The sequence below is a fragment of the Larkinella sp. C7 genome, from assembly GCF_006149005.1.
Classification (GTDB): Bacteria; Bacteroidota; Bacteroidia; order Cytophagales; family Spirosomataceae; genus Larkinella.
Map to the genome: position 1 here is coordinate 268,504 of NZ_VBSL01000006.1, position 17,416 is coordinate 285,919.

Sequence of the window (17,416 nt, forward strand, 5' to 3'; positions counted from 1 at the left end):
CTTACTGATCGTCTTCCGCGACCTCTTTTTCTTTCGGGCGCTCGTAGGTGATCTTTCCTTTGTCGTCCCACTCGCTGATGACGTACGGTTCAAATTCTTCCGTCCAGCGGTCGCGGCCATACTGGGTGATTTTCTTGCGTTGCCGCCGGAACTGGTAGTATTCGACCCAGCGCCCAACTTTCACGCCGTTGTCATACTTGCCTTCAGCCGCCAGTTGGCCGCCTTCGTAGAACGCCATGTACTGCCCGTTCACTTTCCCAAACTCCTTCGGCAGCACTTCCTTGATTTTGGTATGTGCGGAATCGTAATACGTGATCTCGGATTCGGCGGGAAAACCGCGATCCCATTTTTGCTTATCGAGGAGTTTATAGTTGGCGTCGTATTTTTCCCAGCGGCCGTCTTTGGCACCCACGTAATAGTAGCCTTCTTCGAGCAGAATACCATTCTGATAGCGCTTATACGGCCCGTGCATGATCATGACCTTTTCCTTGTCTTTGATCAGTGCCGATGAAATCCGCTGGGCTTTGGGGTCAAACCAGTAGGTTTCGCGGACGTAGGCATTCGGCTGGCGGTATTGCTTCAAAACCGTAAACTTCTCGATGATGGTGCGGTCGCCACTGCCAAACTTCGTGTATTGTTCGACAATCGGGATGCCTTCGTATTCCGTCCGGGCCAGCTTTTGTTTCTTCCTGCGTTCGGATTTCTCTTTCTGGTCTTTCTTGAATTGCTTGACTTTCAGCCCCAGATCGGGCAGCGTTTCGCTCACCAGATTCTCCACACCCGTTGGCACCAGCGACAGGCCGGGTTTGTCGCCCTTGGCCGACTTATCCGTAACCGGAGCTTGTGAGGTGGTGAAGGAGTTCTGAACGGGTGAGGTAGTCGTCTGGGCTGTTCCCACCAGCCCGCTACCCAGTAATAACCCAAGTATCGTAATTCGTTTCATGCAGCGTAAATCAGTCTCAGCGGCTTGGCCGGTTTAACCTTATCAATGCAACGTTTTTGATGTGGTTTTATTTTGTCAGAAACCGTGCCTAACTTTAGTACTAAAATACTGAATTGTGGAAAAAGACGCTAAAATATACGTAGCTGGTCACCGGGGGATGGTTGGATCGGCCATCGTCCGGAAATTACAGGCGGAAGGATTTGAAAATCTGCTGGTTCGCACCTCGTCGGAACTGGATCTGCGCAACCAGGCTGCTGTCGAAGATTTTTTTCAGACCGAGAAGCCGGATTACGTGGTGCTGGCTGCGGCAAAAGTGGGCGGTATTGTTGCCAATAACACCTACCGGGCCGAATTCCTGTACGATAACCTGCTGATTGAAGCCAACATCATTCACCATGCCTACGTGGCTGGCGTTAAGAAATTGCTGTTTCTGGGTTCGTCCTGCATTTATCCGAAACTGGCTCCCCAGCCGTTGAAGGAGGAATATTTGCTGAGCGGTTTTCTGGAACCGACCAACGAGCCCTACGCCATCGCCAAAATAACCGGGATCAAGCTGTGTGAAGCCTACCGGAGTCAGTACGGTTGCAACTTCATCTCGGCCATGCCGACCAATCTCTACGGGCCGAACGACAATTACGATTTGCAGGGCTCGCACGTCTTACCGGCTTTGATTCGCAAATTCCACGAAGCCAAGGTCAACGACCAGCCGTTTGTGGAAGTGTGGGGGACGGGGACGCCCCGCCGGGAATTCCTGCACGCCGATGATCTGGCCGATGCCTGTTTTTTCCTGATGCAGAACTACGACGAGGAACTGTTTGTCAACATCGGCACCGGCGAAGACGTCACGATCCGGGAGTTGGTGGAGCAGGTGCAGCAGGTGGTGGGCTACGAAGGCGAAGTCCGCTGGAATACCGACAAACCCGACGGCACCCCCCGCAAGCTGATGGACGTTTCGCGGCTTCACGACATGGGCTGGAAACACACCACGGAATTGAAAGACGGTGTGGAACGGACGTACCAGGATTTCCTGGCAAACGTGGAGTTGTATGTGGAGTGATTTAGGTTATTACACCCGCGCTCTTCGATAGACCATCGGGGTATCCCGGTAATACCGTTTGAAGAGTTTATTCAGGTGGCAGATGTCGGTAAACCCAAACTCGTCGGCGATTTGCGAAACCGTCAGTGAACTCAACCGCAGCCGTTTTTCAACCAGCTTCAGTTTGTATTGGATGATGTAGTGCTGCAACGATTCGCCGACCTGCTGCTTGAACAGCGCACTCAGATGACCGGGTGAATAATGGAAAACATCGGCCAACTGCTCGATGCGCAGGGATTCGGGTTGCATGATGTGCTGACAGATGTAGGCTATAATTTTCGGGATCAGATCGGCAGAAGGCGTTAATGTGTGGATTGATTTGAGTTGTTGTTGCGTAATCTGACGCTCAATCAGGCCCAGAATAACGCCCATCAGGGCATCAACAATCGGCGAAGAAAGCTGGCGGTTTTTTTGTTCGCTCAGCAGAATAGACAACAGGGCCTTCAGGTGCTGTTGGTCTGTTGCGGTTTTAATCAGACTCCCCGTAAAACCGTGCGTGGTGTGCAGGCTATAGGTTTTGATTCGCTTCCAGACGGTATTTTTGACGTTGGCCAAACCGGCTAGGTACGCATCGGTGAACGTGAGAAAACAGAACTGGGTCTTTTCAGCCACGCTGAAAGAATGATGGTCTGAAGGGCCGAGAAAATATACATCGTCCGTCGTATACGGGAAGCGGTTATCATTGATGATGTGGTTCCCACTGCCCTTGCCAATCAGAATGAGTTCATAGAAGTCGTGCGTATGAACCGGCAAAAGCCATTGACTGGTTTCGACTTGCTGAACGAGCAGCGGTTCTTGTTGGCGGTAGCGTTTCATACAGAAGAGCGTTTCAGGTTGTTCGGAATCAATTTAATGACACTGTATACCAACGAAATGCCACCCCCTCCTTTACGAATGAAAGTAAACCGTAGATGGTAGTTAATATTTTGGTTTTCAGTATTTTATAAATTGCTTTAAGCCTGCTTGTGGCCGGTAATGTCCTCCACTATATTGGATTGCCTCCATTATAGTGGAGTTGGATTTTGGAGGTTACACCCGTGTATTCTTGTTTGTATCTTTGGGTTCACCGTACCGGGAACCGAATCCAAAATCCAGAAAAAATGCTGTCTCCGAACGAATTGGTTCCGTCGCCTACCTTGCTCATTGTCGAGGACGAATTTATGATTGCCAACGACCTTCGGCGCATCCTGGAAAAGGCGGGCTACCGGGTTATTGGATTGGCCGGATCGGTTCCGGAAGCGATCACGATGGTCGAAAAGCAGCGACCGGATATTGTCTTGCTGGACATTTTTCTGGATGGCGATCAGACCGGCATCGATTTGGCGCACTGGCTGCGTGAAAAAAATACGCCCTTCGTTTACCTGTCAGCCAACCTGACGAGCCGTGTGCTGGAATTGGCCAAAGAAACACACCCGTTCGGGTTTTTGAACAAGCCGTTTCGCGAAAAAGACGTTCTGTCCACGCTGGAAATCGCCCGCTACCGGCACGCTCATAGTGAAGAAGCCCGTTTAAGGCAGCAACAGGCATTGCAAATGGCCGTGAACAATGCCATTGTAACCATTCAGGATCGCAGCCAACTTTGTCTGGCTATTGCCGATCAAATCGATCAAATTGTTCCCTTTTCCTTCTTCAACCTGCGCATCGGTTTGTCCGACGAAACCGCCAGTTACTGGCTGATGTTGCAAAAGGTCGCTCCTGGAGTCTTTGAGCGCATTGCGTTCACTTCGTTGGTGCAAAGTGAGCTGCGGGACGAAATGATCGATGACCTGAAACGGGAGTCATTGGGCCAACCGGATAAGCAGAGCGGTATTTTCACCGAAACCGCCTTTGATCAACTGTGCGAACGGTACCCGGCCATTCGCGCCTGCCGGGACCGTTTCGGCGTTCGGTCACTGGCGTTTTTTCCGATTCAATTGAAGCGGGAATCGTCTACTACCATCCTGTTGTCCAGCACGCTTGCCGACGGTTTTTCCCGGAAAGAGTATGACGCGATTAGTCTGATTATTCCCCAGATTGCGCTGGCCCTGAACAACCTGCTGGCTTACGAAGAAATCGAAGCCCACCGGCAGACCAAAGCGACGGAACTGGCCATTGTGACGGCTTTTCGGAATGGCAAAGACCGCGCTGAGATCGTTCCGCTGGTGGCGAAAGCGCTCAACAACCTCCTGCCCATCGATGGGTTGGCGATTTTTCGGATTGATTCTACGAAGACCTCATCCACTACGACGACCGTGGTACAGAAAGTGGGCGGTTCATTCACCCTGATGCCCGCTCAGGACTCCGTGGCCGCTCTGACTGGAATGACGCCCTGGTTTACGGAACCTGCGGACCAACAATCGCCGGAAACGGAAAAGCAGCGGAGACTGGCCGAGGCCGTGTATGGCAAAGGAGCCGACTGGAAAGCGTTTCTCTATATCCCGATTATGAGCAAAGGCCAGCCGATGGCATCGCTGTTGCTGGGTAGCAAAGCCGCGTATGCGTTTACCCGAAAAGACGTACTGGTTTTGCAGGAAATCGGCAGTCAGATCGCGCTGGCACTGGAAAATCTGGTAGCCTATGAGCGAATCAGGGACTTGAGTGAGCAACTGGAACAGGAGAAGACGTATTTGACGGAGGAAATTAAAACCGGCCATAATTTCGAGGAGATTATTGGAACCAGTTCGGCCCTGAAAACCGTGTTTGAAAGTGTGGGGCAGGTCGCTAAAACGGATTCTACCGTACTGATTACGGGCGAAACCGGTACGGGAAAAGAGCTGATTGCCCGGGCGGTACACAACCAGTCGAACCGCAAAAACCGGTCGGTGGTGAAAGTAAACTGCGCGGCACTACCCTCTCAACTCATGGAATCCGAACTGTTTGGCCACGAACGCGGAAGCTACACGGGGGCTACTGAAAAGCGGATTGGCAAATTTGAACTGGCGAATGGGAGTACTATTTTTCTGGACGAAATAGGGGAGCTTCCCCTGGAGTTGCAGGCCAAACTGCTCCGGGTGATTCAGGAAAAAGAGATTGAACGGCTGGGCGGAAAGGGACCGATCCAGGTGGATGTCCGGATCATTGCGGCTACGAATCGAAACTTACAGCAGGAAGTGACGGCAGGCCGGTTTCGTTCGGATCTGTATTACCGACTGAATGTTTTTCCGATCCGATTGCCGCCCCTGCGCGAGCGATTGGAGGATTTGCTGCCGCTGACGACGCATTTTCTGCAAAAAATCGGCAAAAAACTGGGGAAACCGCTGACCGGGATTGCCAATTCGTCGCTGCAGCAGATGAGGCAGTATGCCTGGCCAGGCAACATTCGGGAGCTGGAACACGTGCTGGAGCGGGCGGCCATTCTGTCGCGCACTACCACGCTGGAACTCGCCGAGCCGCTGCTGACGGGTTTGGCGATTCCGTCGGTTGCTTCACCGGCCTCTGCGGAAGTGGAACCTTTGCAGGCCACGATGCGAACGGCGATTCTGGCGGCTCTGGCAAAATCGGGCAATCGCATCCGGGGCGAAGGTGGGGCCGCCGAACTCCTGAACATCAAACCGACGACGCTGGAAGCGCGCATGAAAAAGCTGAACATCACCGTTCGGCCCGTTTAATCCATCAGCTCGTCTGCAAAACCGTCCGCACCGGTTTTTTAGCCACGCTGAACAGCAGACTGATTTCCACCCCGTTTTCCTGTGTAATCTCCAATTGCCCCTTGATCTGTTTGCTCAACCCGCGAATCATCGTCAGGCCCAGTGAGTTGCTGCGGGTAACATCGAACCCGGCAGGCAATCCCACCCCGTCGTCGCTGATCATCAGTCGGTAGGTCTGCTCTTCGACGCTGGTTAGGGTGACGATGACGGTGCCGGGACGGTTTTGGGGAAAAGCATATTTGAGCGAATTCGTGACGGCTTCGTTGATGATCAGGCCCAAAGGCGTGGCCAGGGCTACATCGAATTGGACATCGACACTCATGACCTGAGGGTGAATGGTATTGAACCGGTCGAAGGATTCGATGAGGTAATCCACAATTTCGTGGATGTATTCCCGCATGTTGATCTGGGCCAGATTGTCGGATTGATAGAGTTTCTGGTGAATCAGGGCCATGACCTGCACGCGGTTCTGACTCTCGCGGATGGCGGCCAGAGCGGTCGGGTCGTTGAGAAAGTCAAACTGGGAGTTGAGCATACTGGAAATGACCTGCAAGTTGTTCTTAACCCGGTGGTGAATCTCCCGCAACATCCATTCGCGTTCTTCCAAAAGCCGTTCTTTGTCACTCAATACCTCCTGGAGCGACTGATTTTTCTGGTCAATCAGCCGCTGTTTCGTTTCGAGTTGCTGGTTGGTGCGTTGTTTCAGCCGGTAGCGGTTGTAGGTCAGTCCCAGGAGCAGGGTGAGCAGAACGGCCCCGCCAACCATGCTGTTGCGCTCAATTTCATTCCGGGATTTCTGCGCCAGATTCGCACTGGTCAGGAGTTGAATGTTTTTTCGGTTGAGGTCGAGTTGCTGTTCTCTTTTTTCGGTTTGAAACTCTACATTTAATCGCGCAATCTCCTTGTTTTTATTCTCACTATACAGCGAATCCTGAAGTGATTTGTAGGTTTTAAAGTGATTGATGGCGGTTAGGTAATGGCCCTGCGCGGAATCCAATCGAAACTGCATGAGATGGCTGGTGGCGATAATACTTTTATTTTCCATCTGTTCAGCATTTTCAACATGTTCCTTTAAAAGGGGTTTCACTTGCTCAAGTTGATGCGTGTTGATCAGGAAATCAATCAGGGGCGGGTAGACCAGGATAATGGATAGATAGCCCGGATAAGCCTTTTTAAATTGCGCAACCTGATCGATCAATTGATTGTAATGGTACTGGGCCTGTTTATACTGGTTCTTGCTTTGATAAATCTTGAGGAATAAGCTATTTACCCTGATGTTGAAATATAAATCAGGCGCGGTATATTCTTTTTTTAGTTTCAAGAGGAAGGCAATGGCCAGGTCGTATTGGCCTGATTTAAAATACGATGTACCCAGATTAGCGCCCACAAGGCCAATGGAGGGCAGGTCATTGTATTGCCGGGCTACCGCAAGCGAGCGCAGAAAATACTGAATGGCCTGTTTGTGATCATGCGCATCATCATAATTTATGCCAATCCGGTTATAAATGGTGCATAACTGCAGGGTGGTATCATTTTGTTGTTCCGCCGTTTTTAAGGCTAACAACCCATACTTTGTCGCCATCCTGAAATCGCCGGTCGTGTTATATAATACTCCTAATAAATCATAGACACCTTGCAAATTTGGATAGTTAATTTGTTTATAAATAGCCAGTGATTTTTTTAACAACTCAATTGCTTTGGTGGTATTTAAAAGGATATGGTAAAAGTCAGCCAGCTCCCGTAAGGTAGTGGCCTCTCGCTCTTGATTACCGACCTGCTGAAATAAAGGCAGCGCCCGTTCGTAATACGTGATTCGTTGCTTTAGTTCTTCATCGTAACTGCCATAGGTGTTGCCCAATTCCATATAGGCAGCCGCCAGTTCGGCGACATGGCGGTTTTTAGTAAAGCGATGGATGGCCGTTTGACCAAACCGGCGGGCTTGCTGCGTATTTCCGCTTTCGCGATATGCCTGTGCACCAATTAAATACGCATTTCCTTCTCCTTTCTCATACTGTAAATACCGGCTGACCGAATAACCCTGACGCACCAATAGCAAGGCCGTATCGAGATCGCTTGCCTGTTCGCCCGGTTTAAGGATGAAGCTCCGGGCCAGTTCCAGCAGCAGATTGGCCCGGTTGGTGTCGGGACGGCTTTGCTGGAGCAGCACTTTTAAGCTATCGATCGAATGGGTTTTTGCCTGCGCATGAGCACCCTGCTCACAAAGCAGCCATAGTCCCCAGAAAAGAAAGAAAAAAACGGATCGTCTCATCAGAACGCGGGAAGTTAGAACAACAAATTGAAGCAACACGTCAGGACGAGTGTTGCTTCAACGAAATAGGTCGACGGTGTGAACTTGGTTTCTCTTTCTTAAAAATACGCCGGTAAAGCGCGTTGAATCAACGGTTTTCTCTTTTTATTTTCAGCATAGAACCCATACGGAGTCGCCGACGCGGCAACCAGGCGGTTGTCAGCTTAAGAACTTCTTCAATTCAGCCGCTGCGTGGGTGATGAGCGAGCGCGTACCGGGCACCTGACTCAGCGGATTGAGCAACCCCCAGTCGTGAATCATGCCCTGGTAGCGAATCAGCGTAACCGGCACTCCGGCTTCGTCCAGCTTGCGGGCATAGGCTTCGCCTTCGTCGCGCAGCACATCGTTTTCGGCCACCTGCACCAGCGTTGGCGGCAACCCTTTTAACTGCTCGAGGGTGGCTTGCAGCGGGGCCGCGTAATATGATCGGCGGTCTTCCGGATTCGGGGCGTAACTGTTCCAGAACCAGATCATCATGTTGCGGGTCAGAAACCGGTCAGTCGCGTATTGATGGTACGAAACCGTGTCAAAATCGGCGTTGGTAACGGGCCACAGCAACACCTGCAACCGAATTTTCGGACCGTTTTTGTCCTTAGCCATCAGCGCGACGGCGGCTGTCAGATCGCCCCCGGCACTGTTTCCAACGATGGCCAGCCGCGAACCGTCGACGTTTAGCTCCGGCCCGTTTTCGGCCACCCACTGGAGAGCGGCATACGACTCATGGAGCGCTACGGGAAACCGGGCTTCCGGCGAGCGGCTGTAATTGACAAAAACCGCTACGGCCCCCGACTCGACCACCAGATCGCGCACCAGACGCTGGTGGGTCGGAAAGTCGCCCAGCACCCAGCCCCCGCCGTGGAAAAACAGGAAAACGGGGAGAATCCCGGCGGCCCCCGCCGGGCGCACGATGTCCAGATCCACGCTTAAACCGTCCTGCGAAATGGTCTGATGCGAAACATAAATGCCGGACAAATCGACCTCGACCGACGTTTGGGCCGATTCCAGCACCGCCCGGGCCTCTGCCGGACTGAGTTGTTCCATCGGTGTGCCTCCACCGCTGTTCAGGGCGTTCAGAAAAGCTTTGGTGTGGCTCTCGATGGCGGGGTCCGTTGCCGGATCGAGCGGTTCGATCGCGGGCAGTCTCTGTATTTCCATGTTCGTTTAAAATGAAATGTGCGTTAATTAATCTCCTTCAAAATGGTCACCAGCTCGTCCGGTTTGGCCCAGTAAGGGCTGTGGCTCGTGTTCATCGTATAGATTTTCGTGATTTTGCCCGGGTAGCCGTCGATCATGCGTTGCTGTAACGTAGGCGTGACGCCCTCATCTTTCAGCGTTTTGATGTAGTATTTGGGGATTTTGCCAAAGTTGGCGTCCGTCAGACTGGCCTTGGCCGCAAAAACCGCCAGCGGTTCCGGCCGGGTTTTCGCCACCTCTTTCTGAATGGCTTCCGGCGCATCGACGGCAAAAACCTGAACCAGCACATTCGGCGGCAGAGAAGCCGTCAGGCCATCCGCTTCCGGATGCAGGCTGCGTCCCAGCAAACTCTCGGTATCAGAACTGGCCAGTTCGTACAACGTCTGGCCGTTTTTAGGCAGAAAAGCACACAGATACACCAGCTTCTCGATTTTGGCCGGAATCTGCTCCGCCACCTGGGTGACGACCATGCCGCCCATGCTGTGACCCAGCAGGACCACTTTCCCCGAAATGGCATTGATTTTCTGGACGACCGTGCTGACATACAACTCAAAATTGGCTTTGCTCACGGGGGTCTGGTCAGTGCCGTGGGCGGGCAAATTGAAGGCAACCACCGAATAACCAGCCTGTTCGAGCTTGGGCTTGATCAACTGCCAGGCCGACTCATCGGCGAATGTACCGTGTACGAATACGAAAGTCGGTTTGGGGGCCGCTTCCGTTTTGTCGTCGTCGCAGGACGTTGCCAGAAACGGACAGGCCAGGACAATAAGCATCAGGAGAAATTTCATGATTTCAGACGTGTTTATGAGATAAAAAGTGTGGTTAGAATCAAAAAAATGGTGTGGAGTAAAGAACGGTATTTTGTATACGCAGCGTCTTTGGCGGTTAAACTGAAGCAGCTTTTTTCACCAGAACTTTCGTATCGATCCAGTCCAGAATAAAATCGGCGTCTTCCTGCCAGGTCGGCAACCCCAGCACGTAGTGATTGCGGCCACTGAATAACTTGTAATCCAGCACGGAACCATTGAATTCATAGGCTCTGAAATTTCGGATGTTCAGGTGAGCCGGGGTGATGTGGTCCAGATCGCCCGCCGTAAACAGCAAGGGCGCGTGCGGTTTGGCATAATCCACCTTAGAGACATTCGTCAGGGCGCCCCGGGCAACGGTTTTTGATTCCGGGATGATGTATTTTTCGTACGAAGCCTGCTGTTCTTCGAGCGGCATGCCGTTGACGAAGGCATATTGCCAGTCTTCAAACGACATCAGATACGTTTCCTCCAGGTCGGTAAAGATGCCCAGTGATTTCCAGCCGGCTTTCAAAAACGAAAACTCGTAGGGAAACACACCCAGGGGCGGAATGGAGTGGATGGCGACACCAGCCGCAGCCAGATCCCGGTTTACCATGATCTGCGTCAGCATCCCGCCGTAAGAATGCCCGATCACGATGGGTTTTTCGGGGAGTGCCTCGATGAAGTCTACATAATGATCGACCAGTTCGCCCAGCGTTAGCAGCGCCAGTTGCTTGTCGTTGGGCTGGCGGGCCCGGAGTTCGACGGCCGGGGCGTCTTTGTAAGGCCAGGGCGGAGCAAAGGTGGTATAGCCTTTGCATTCAAAATAGGTCCGCCATTCGTCCCAGCAGGTGTGGCTGACAAATGCGCCGGTGATGAACACGACGGTTTTTGAGGTGGAGTTTTTCATTTTTTTCTGGTTTTTAAGAATCGGTTGTTTAGAAAGAACGGGACAAAGGTCGGCTCGACGTCCGGGAGATTACTGGTACGAATTGACGACAAAGCGGTAAGAATCACGGAAAACGCTGGCAATCCGTGGTTTTTTCCGGTAATGATGCTAGGGGTTAATCAGAGACGTGATGACGTATTGAGTGGTCCAGGCTATAAAAAAGATCAGTAAGATCCATACCCAGGAGGGAACGTTTGACAGCGTTAGTTTTACCAAACGCCACATGATGAGGATGGCCAATAGGGAAACAACAACGACTACGATCAGTGAAAACGCGATTGATGCGAGGATTTCCGGAAAGAGGAGTTCATCAAGGGGCTCCATAGTACCGACTGGACGCGGAAAAAGAAGGAGCGGAGAAGCAAAAGAAGGTTGTCATGATTCCGGGAACGAGTTGTCTGATCGTCCCGGGCAAAGGTCGGTTCCTTCTGCGGGAGAGGACCGGTAAAAATCAACGACAAAGCGGTAAGAATCACGGAAATGAACTTGGCTATTACACAGGGTTGATCAGAGAAAATCAGAGGTCATCAGAAAAATTTTCTGATAAACCCCGATTATCTCTGATCAACTCTGTGTAACAACTCATCCGACTTTCTTCGCCGGATTACCGAACACCGTCGTCCCGGCTTCCACGTTCTCGATCACAACGGAACCCGCGCCGATCCGGGCGTTTTTGCCAATGGTGACGCCCGCAATAACCGTTACACCCGTACCAATGAAAGCGCCTTCTTCGATGGTGACCGCCGAATTAATGGAACTGCCCGTTCCGATGTGGACAAAATCGCCGACTTTGGCCTGCGACTCGATGACCGAACCCGACTGAATGATGCAATGCTGGCCGATTTCTGCAAACGGGTTGATCACCACCCGGGCCGCAATCAGATTCCCGTGGCCGAGGGTGGCCGTAGCGGCCATAACGGCGGTATCGTGAATGGCGTTGACGGGTTGAACGTGCCGCCGGTCGTTCAGCATTTTGACCAGTTTTTTCCGGACGCGGGTGTCGTCCACGGCCACGAAGGCTTCACATTTATGGCCGATGAGTTTCAGAAAACCGTCGTCGTCGGTTTCACCCAACACCGTCACGTCCCCGAATTCCTTGCCGTGTAATTTTTTATCGTCATCCAGCAAACCGTAGACGACCACACCGTTGCGCTGAAAAATGTCCAACGCCGTGACGCCCAAACTGCCTGCTCCCAAGATGAGTACCGGATTCTCCATGTTGATTGAATTACATTAAGGTATTGTTAACAAACCGCATAACCGTCCGAAAAAGTTTGCAATCCGGTAAAATTGAGGAAATACCGGACTCATACACAAACCGTATTTTCGGACATGAAACAAAACACTCATTTCCGAACGATCGTCATTTCGGATGTGCATTTGGGAACGAGCGGTTCGAAGGCAAAGGAAGTCACTGACTTTTTGAAGTACTACAGTTGTCAGAAATTAATTCTCAACGGCGACATCATCGACGGCTGGCAACTGCGCCGGGGGGGCGAATGGAAAAAGAAACACACGGCGTTCTGGCGGGCCATTTTGAAGGCGATGGACCGGCACGACACCCGCGTGATCTACCTGCGCGGGAATCACGACGATTTTCTGGACCAGATCATGCCGTTGCGGCTTGGGAAATTCTTTTCCATCCGGAAAGATTACGTTCTGAATTCCGGCGAAAAACGGTTTTACATCACCCACGGCGACGTTTTTGATACCATCACGACGCAGATGAAATGGCTGGCCTACCTGGGTGATATTGGCTACACGTTTCTGCTCTGGGTCAACAAATTTTACAACAATTACCGCGCCTGGCGGGGACTTTCGTATTATTCGCTGTCGCAAAAGATCAAAAGCCGGGTGAAACAGGCGGTGAGTTACATCTCGGATTTTGAAGAAAAACTGACCGAACTCGCCAAAGCCCGAAACTGCGACGGCGTCATTTGCGGCCACATTCACCAACCGGCCATCCGCCAGTTCGACGACCTGATTTACATGAATTCCGGCGACTGGGTGGAATCGCTGAGCGCCCTGGTCGAAGATCACGACGGCAACTGGAACCTCCTGTATTATAGCTCCGAACTCGAAAAAGCCGAGTCCCAACCCGCCCTATACCAGGCTTGATTCGTTATTTTCCGCATTTGATTTTCGCCAGCATCCGGTATTTTTCGCTAACTTCCGGTATTAGAAGCTCTGGCATATGAAAATTCTGCATACCGCAGACTGGCATTTAGGAAAACGACTGTACAAGCATGAACTCCGCGACGATCACGTCCGGTTTCTGGACTGGCTGGCTGAAACCGTCGAAAGCCGGGAGATCGACGTGCTGATTATTTCGGGGGATATTTTCGATACGACGAACCCCAACGACGGGTCGATGCAGTTGTATTACCAGTTTCTGACCCGGATGCTGCCGCTGGAACGCCGAATCATCATCACCGGTGGCAATCACGATTCGCCCAGCAAGCTCAACGCCCCGCGCGAACTGCTCCGGCACCTTAATATTCACGTCATTGGCTGCACAACCGGCGACTGCATCGAAGAGGTGATTCGGCTAAAAACCGGCTCGACGGATTTGCTGGTGGCTGCCGTTCCCTATCTCCGCGACAGCGATTTGCGACAATCCATTTCGGGTCAAACCTACGAGGAACGCATCGACGCCGTGCGGATGGGCATCCGGAATCATTACGAACGCATTGTCGATCATTGCCAGACAGCATACCGCGATGTGCCGGTTCTGGCGATGGGCCATTTATACGTCAATGGCGCCACGGTTTCGCCCGAAAGCGAACGGGAGATTCACGCGGTGGGCGGGCAGGCGGCCTTTTCGTCCGAGCATTTTCCACCCGGTTTCGATTATGTGGCGCTGGGACACATTCACGTCCCGCAGCAGATCGGGGGGATTGAAACCGTTCGTTACAGTGGCGCTCCGCTGCCGCTGAGTTTTGCCGAACGCGATAACCGGCATCAGGTGCTGGAATTGACCGTCGAAAACGGCAAAATCAAGACCATCGAATCTGTTCCGGTTCCGCACTTCCGCTCGTTGCGACAGGTGGCCGGAACGCTGGATGCCGTTCGGGAGACGCTGGAAAAACTGGAAGAAACCGACGCGCTGGCTACGATGGTGGAAATTCTGGTGGAAGAAGAGAACGAGAGTCTCACGGTTCGGCAGCATTTCGAGCAGTTGCAGCGCGATTATGCCGAAGCGCCGTTTCTGATTGCCAAATCCCGGTTGATTTTTCGCAATAAATTAAAAGGGTTAGACTCGCTTTACGTGGCCGACACGCAGTTGCAGGACCTTTCGTACCTCGATGTGTTTGGCCGTCGGCTGGATGCGTCGCTGGTGGAAGGCGACGAGCGGACGGCACTTCTGGAAGCCTATAAAGAATTGTATCGTTTGGTTACGGAACAAGCAGCCCATCCTGTACTCCTGCATGAAAATCCGACAAATTCGCTTTCGTAACATCAATTCCTTTTACGGCGAACACCCGCCGATTCAGTTTAACGAAGGGCTGCTGAACAGTACCGGCCTGTTTGTCATTGCCGGGCCAACCGGAGCCGGAAAATCGACTTTGCTGGACGTCATTACGCTGGCGTTGTTCAACCGGGTGCCGCGGATTTCGGGCGGCATTTCCAATACCAGCATCATCGACGAAGGCATTCTGGTCAATCAGCAGGCGGCCCGGGAACCCGGAACGTCGGCTTATGCGGAGATTGAGTACGAAGTGGGCGGGAAAGCCTACCGCTCGCGCTGGTCGATCAAGAAAAACCGCAACGGCAACTGGAACAACTACGAAATGGAAATTGCCTTTCTCCCCGAAGGGCAAACGGAAGGTCAGTTGCTGCCGATCAAAGGCTTGAGCGAATTTCCGAAGAAAAACGAAGAACTCATTGGCCTGACCTACGACCAGTTTATCCGGTCCATCGTGCTGGCACAGGGCGCGTTCGACCAGTTTCTGAAGTCGCGGGCGGCTGAACGGAGCAAGATGCTGGAACGGATCACCGGCACCGAAATTTACCGGCAACTGGGCCAGCGGGCGCACCAGGTCAATAGAACCTACGACGAACGAATCAGGGAAAAACGGCAGGAAGTCGAGCTGATCAAAGTGCTGAGCGACGAGCAGGTTGACGAACTCAAAAGTCGTCAGAAAGCCATTGGGAGCCGCCTGGATGACCTCGCCAAAGTGATTGTCTTTTATACAAACGAAGAAAAATTCCTGCGCCAGATTGCCGATGCCGATCAACAGCTTGCGGTGTTGACCAAGCGGCAGCAGGTGTCGGAAGAGAAGAAACAGGCCTTTGTGCCGGATGCATTGCGACTGCAACGCCATGAGCAGGTCGCCGACCTGGCCGCTTACTTCTCCGACATTGCCAACGCCGAACGCAGCCGCAAAACCGCCGAACACGACCAGCTAACGGCCCGCGCGAATCTCCACGATCTGGAGAAACAGCAAGCGGTTTTGATTGGGAAGGCGCAAACGCTGACGCAGAAAGCGGGGTTGTCGGAACAGACCTTTGAAAAAGACCTGAACGACTTTCGGGAAACCGTGCTGGATCTGACCAACCGGTACCAAACCGAACGCGATAAAGCCAAACCGGCATTCAGTTCGATCAAAAAAGAACTGGAAAATACAAAGCTGGAATGGTTTAAGTCGCTCGATCTGCGGGATGTCGATCAGATGACGGCGTTAGTCAAGGGGCGATTGCATGAGCTGAACGTTCAATTGGTGCAAATTGAGAAGGATTACACAGCCCTGACCCCGGCATCCATTCAGGATGAGTTAGACCGGCTGCTGGAACAGGACGGAAATCTGGCCGAACTGCGGACGTTGCTCATTCAGCAACAGGAGCGTTTGCTCGACGGAACGACGCTGAACGGCAAAATCAATGACCACACCGCCTTTCTGAACGAACACCAAAAACCGCTGAGCCAGCTAGTGGCAGAGGTGGAAGGGCTTCAGCAGAAAATTGACCAGTTGCAGAATACCAAACGACGACTGGCCGAAGAAGCGGATCTGGAAGAACTTCGTAAAGCTTTGCAGGATGGTGAGCCCTGTCCGTTATGCGGTTCGCTGGACCATCCGTACGCCCAGCATTACATCAACCAGACCGGTAAACTCGAACTGGAGTTGCGGCTGGCTACGAAGGATCTGGAGCATAAGAAAAAGGAATTGGATGCCTTACAGGGGAAATTGCTGAGAGTACAGTCGGAACTGGAGCTGTATTCCGAGCAGCGGAATGTGCTTCGGAAGGCCTACTCCGAAAAAAGGACGTTTATTTCAAACCGGCTGACCACGCTCGCGCTGGACCCCACGCTGTCGCCGGAGCAGATCAAGGACGCCCAGCAGGAGATTCAGATTCAGCGGAAAGAACTGAACCAGATTCAAACGCTCTGGGAGGAAGAAAGTCTGTTGCGACGGCTTTCGGGTGACCTGGAAACCGTGCAGCAGAGTAAAAATCAGGCGGAATTGCTGAAAACGCAAAAAGAGCAGTTGTTTGTGGGCGATGATGTGCGGTTTCAGTGTGAACAGCTTGTGAGTCAATACACTACCGTTCGGGCGAAAATTAGTACGCAGCGAAGCCTGCTCGAAAAAGCCACCGCCAATTATGCCGATTCGGACAAAAACTACCAAACGCTGACCACAGAATTACAGCCGGTTTTGGTGGAACGCGGTTTTGCCGACCTGACCGACGCCCGTGCCTGTCTGCTCGAAACACCGAAAGTCCGGCACTTGCAGGAACTGAAAACCGCTCTGGAAAAAGAAGCCGACGAGATTGTCCGGAAGCAAAAGGAAGAAACGCTGAAACGTCAGGAAGCCGCCGAAGCCTGCCAGACTGCCTTGCCGCTGGATGAAGTAACGGCCAAACTGCTGGCCACGAAAAAGGAAGAATCCGGCGAGCGGGAAAACATCGGGTATTACAAACGGCAACTGGAGGAAGACAAGGAGAAACGTCGGAAATTCAAACAACTGACCAAAGACCTTGAAAAGCTGGAAACCGAAGCCCGGCCCTGGCGGGAACTGGACCGGCTCATCGGCAGTGCGAAAGGTGACGATTACAGCAAGTTTGCGCAGGGATTGACGCTGGCGCAACTGATCGGTCTGGCGAATCGGCGGTTGAAAGAGCTGTCGGATCGGTATTTGTTGTTGAAACCGCGCGACGGGCAGGATGAACTCTACGTTGTGGATCTCTACCAGGGCAGCACCGAACGCTCGGTGTCCAGCCTGTCGGGGGGCGAAACGTTTACGCTCAGTCTGGCGCTGGCGTTGGGGTTATCGGATCTGGCTTCCCAGAACGTTCAGATTGAAAGCCTCTTTATTGATGAGGGCTTCGGCACGCTCGACCCCGATTCGCTCGATACGGCCATTGCTATGTTGGAAAAATTGCAGCACGACAGCAAGAAAACCATTGGCATCATTTCCCACCGGCACGAGATCAAGGAGCGGATCAGCGTACAGATTCAGGTGGAGAAAGGGATGGACGGAAATAGTAAGATCAGTGTGATTGAAGTGTAATTA

The 17,416-nt window shown here is 52.4% G+C and carries 12 protein-coding genes; 5 read left to right on the forward strand and 7 right to left on the reverse strand.

The window, feature by feature from the left end; translation table 11 throughout:
* Position 1: 1 nt before the first annotated feature.
* Complete coding sequence (locus FH871_RS17365; protein WP_229317354.1) at positions 2-943, reverse strand: toxin-antitoxin system YwqK family antitoxin; 942 nt, start codon at positions 941-943, stop codon at positions 2-4.
* A 115-nt stretch (positions 944-1,058) separates the two neighbouring features.
* Between FH871_RS17365 and FH871_RS17370 the strand changes: the two genes are divergently transcribed.
* Positions 1,059-2,000, forward strand: coding sequence for a GDP-L-fucose synthase (locus tag FH871_RS17370; protein WP_138992679.1), 942 nt, complete (start codon positions 1,059-1,061; stop codon positions 1,998-2,000).
* Between the two features lie 9 nt (positions 2,001-2,009).
* Here the strand turns inward: FH871_RS17370 and FH871_RS17375 are convergent, their stop codons facing one another.
* Positions 2,010-2,855: an AraC family transcriptional regulator gene (locus FH871_RS17375; protein WP_138992680.1), complete on the reverse strand. Its 846-nt coding sequence runs from the start codon at positions 2,853-2,855 to the stop codon at positions 2,010-2,012.
* Between the two features lie 284 nt (positions 2,856-3,139).
* On the opposite strand from FH871_RS17375, the gene FH871_RS17380 reads away from it, so the two are divergent.
* The gene (locus FH871_RS17380) at positions 3,140-5,626 is read left to right on the forward strand and encodes a sigma 54-interacting transcriptional regulator (protein ID WP_138992681.1); all 2,487 of its coding nucleotides are present in this window, start codon (positions 3,140-3,142) and stop codon (positions 5,624-5,626) included.
* A gap of 4 nt (positions 5,627-5,630) precedes the next feature.
* Here the strand turns inward: FH871_RS17380 and FH871_RS17385 are convergent, their stop codons facing one another.
* The 5 genes from FH871_RS17385 to FH871_RS17405 form a co-directional block, all read right to left on the reverse strand.
* A complete protein-coding gene (locus FH871_RS17385; RefSeq protein WP_138992682.1) occupies positions 5,631-7,934 on the reverse strand; it encodes a histidine kinase dimerization/phosphoacceptor domain -containing protein in 2,304 nt (767 codons plus the stop codon).
* Between the two features lie 198 nt (positions 7,935-8,132).
* Positions 8,133-9,128 carry an alpha/beta hydrolase gene (locus FH871_RS17390; protein WP_138992683.1) on the reverse strand — a complete coding sequence of 332 codons (996 nt, stop codon included), beginning with the start codon at positions 9,126-9,128 and terminating at the stop codon, positions 8,133-8,135.
* A 23-nt stretch (positions 9,129-9,151) separates the two neighbouring features.
* A complete protein-coding gene (locus FH871_RS17395; RefSeq protein WP_138992684.1) occupies positions 9,152-9,955 on the reverse strand; it encodes an alpha/beta fold hydrolase in 804 nt (267 codons plus the stop codon).
* A 97-nt stretch (positions 9,956-10,052) separates the two neighbouring features.
* Positions 10,053-10,865: an alpha/beta hydrolase gene (locus tag FH871_RS17400; RefSeq protein WP_138992685.1), complete on the reverse strand. Its 813-nt coding sequence runs from the start codon at positions 10,863-10,865 to the stop codon at positions 10,053-10,055.
* 621 nt (positions 10,866-11,486) lie between these two features.
* Positions 11,487-12,122: an acetyltransferase gene (locus FH871_RS17405; protein ID WP_138992686.1), complete on the reverse strand. Its 636-nt coding sequence runs from the start codon at positions 12,120-12,122 to the stop codon at positions 11,487-11,489.
* Positions 12,123-12,236: 114 nt separating this feature from the next.
* On the opposite strand from FH871_RS17405, the gene FH871_RS17410 reads away from it, so the two are divergent.
* The 3 genes from FH871_RS17410 to FH871_RS17420 all read left to right on the forward strand — a co-directional run bounded on the left by FH871_RS17410 (position 12,237) and on the right by FH871_RS17420 (position 17,413).
* Positions 12,237-13,022 (forward strand): UDP-2,3-diacylglucosamine diphosphatase, encoded by a 786-nt coding sequence (locus FH871_RS17410; protein ID WP_114404556.1) that lies wholly within the window; start codon positions 12,237-12,239, stop codon positions 13,020-13,022.
* A 76-nt stretch (positions 13,023-13,098) separates the two neighbouring features.
* Complete coding sequence (gene sbcD, locus FH871_RS17415) at positions 13,099-14,361, forward strand: exonuclease subunit SbcD (protein ID WP_138992687.1); 1,263 nt, start codon at positions 13,099-13,101, stop codon at positions 14,359-14,361.
* On the forward strand, positions 14,333-17,413 hold the full coding sequence (locus tag FH871_RS17420) for an AAA family ATPase (RefSeq protein ID WP_138992688.1): 3,081 nt from the start codon (positions 14,333-14,335) through the stop codon (positions 17,411-17,413). The genes sbcD and FH871_RS17420 overlap by 29 nt, the downstream gene beginning before the upstream one ends.
* The last annotated feature ends 3 nt before the right edge of the window (positions 17,414-17,416 follow it).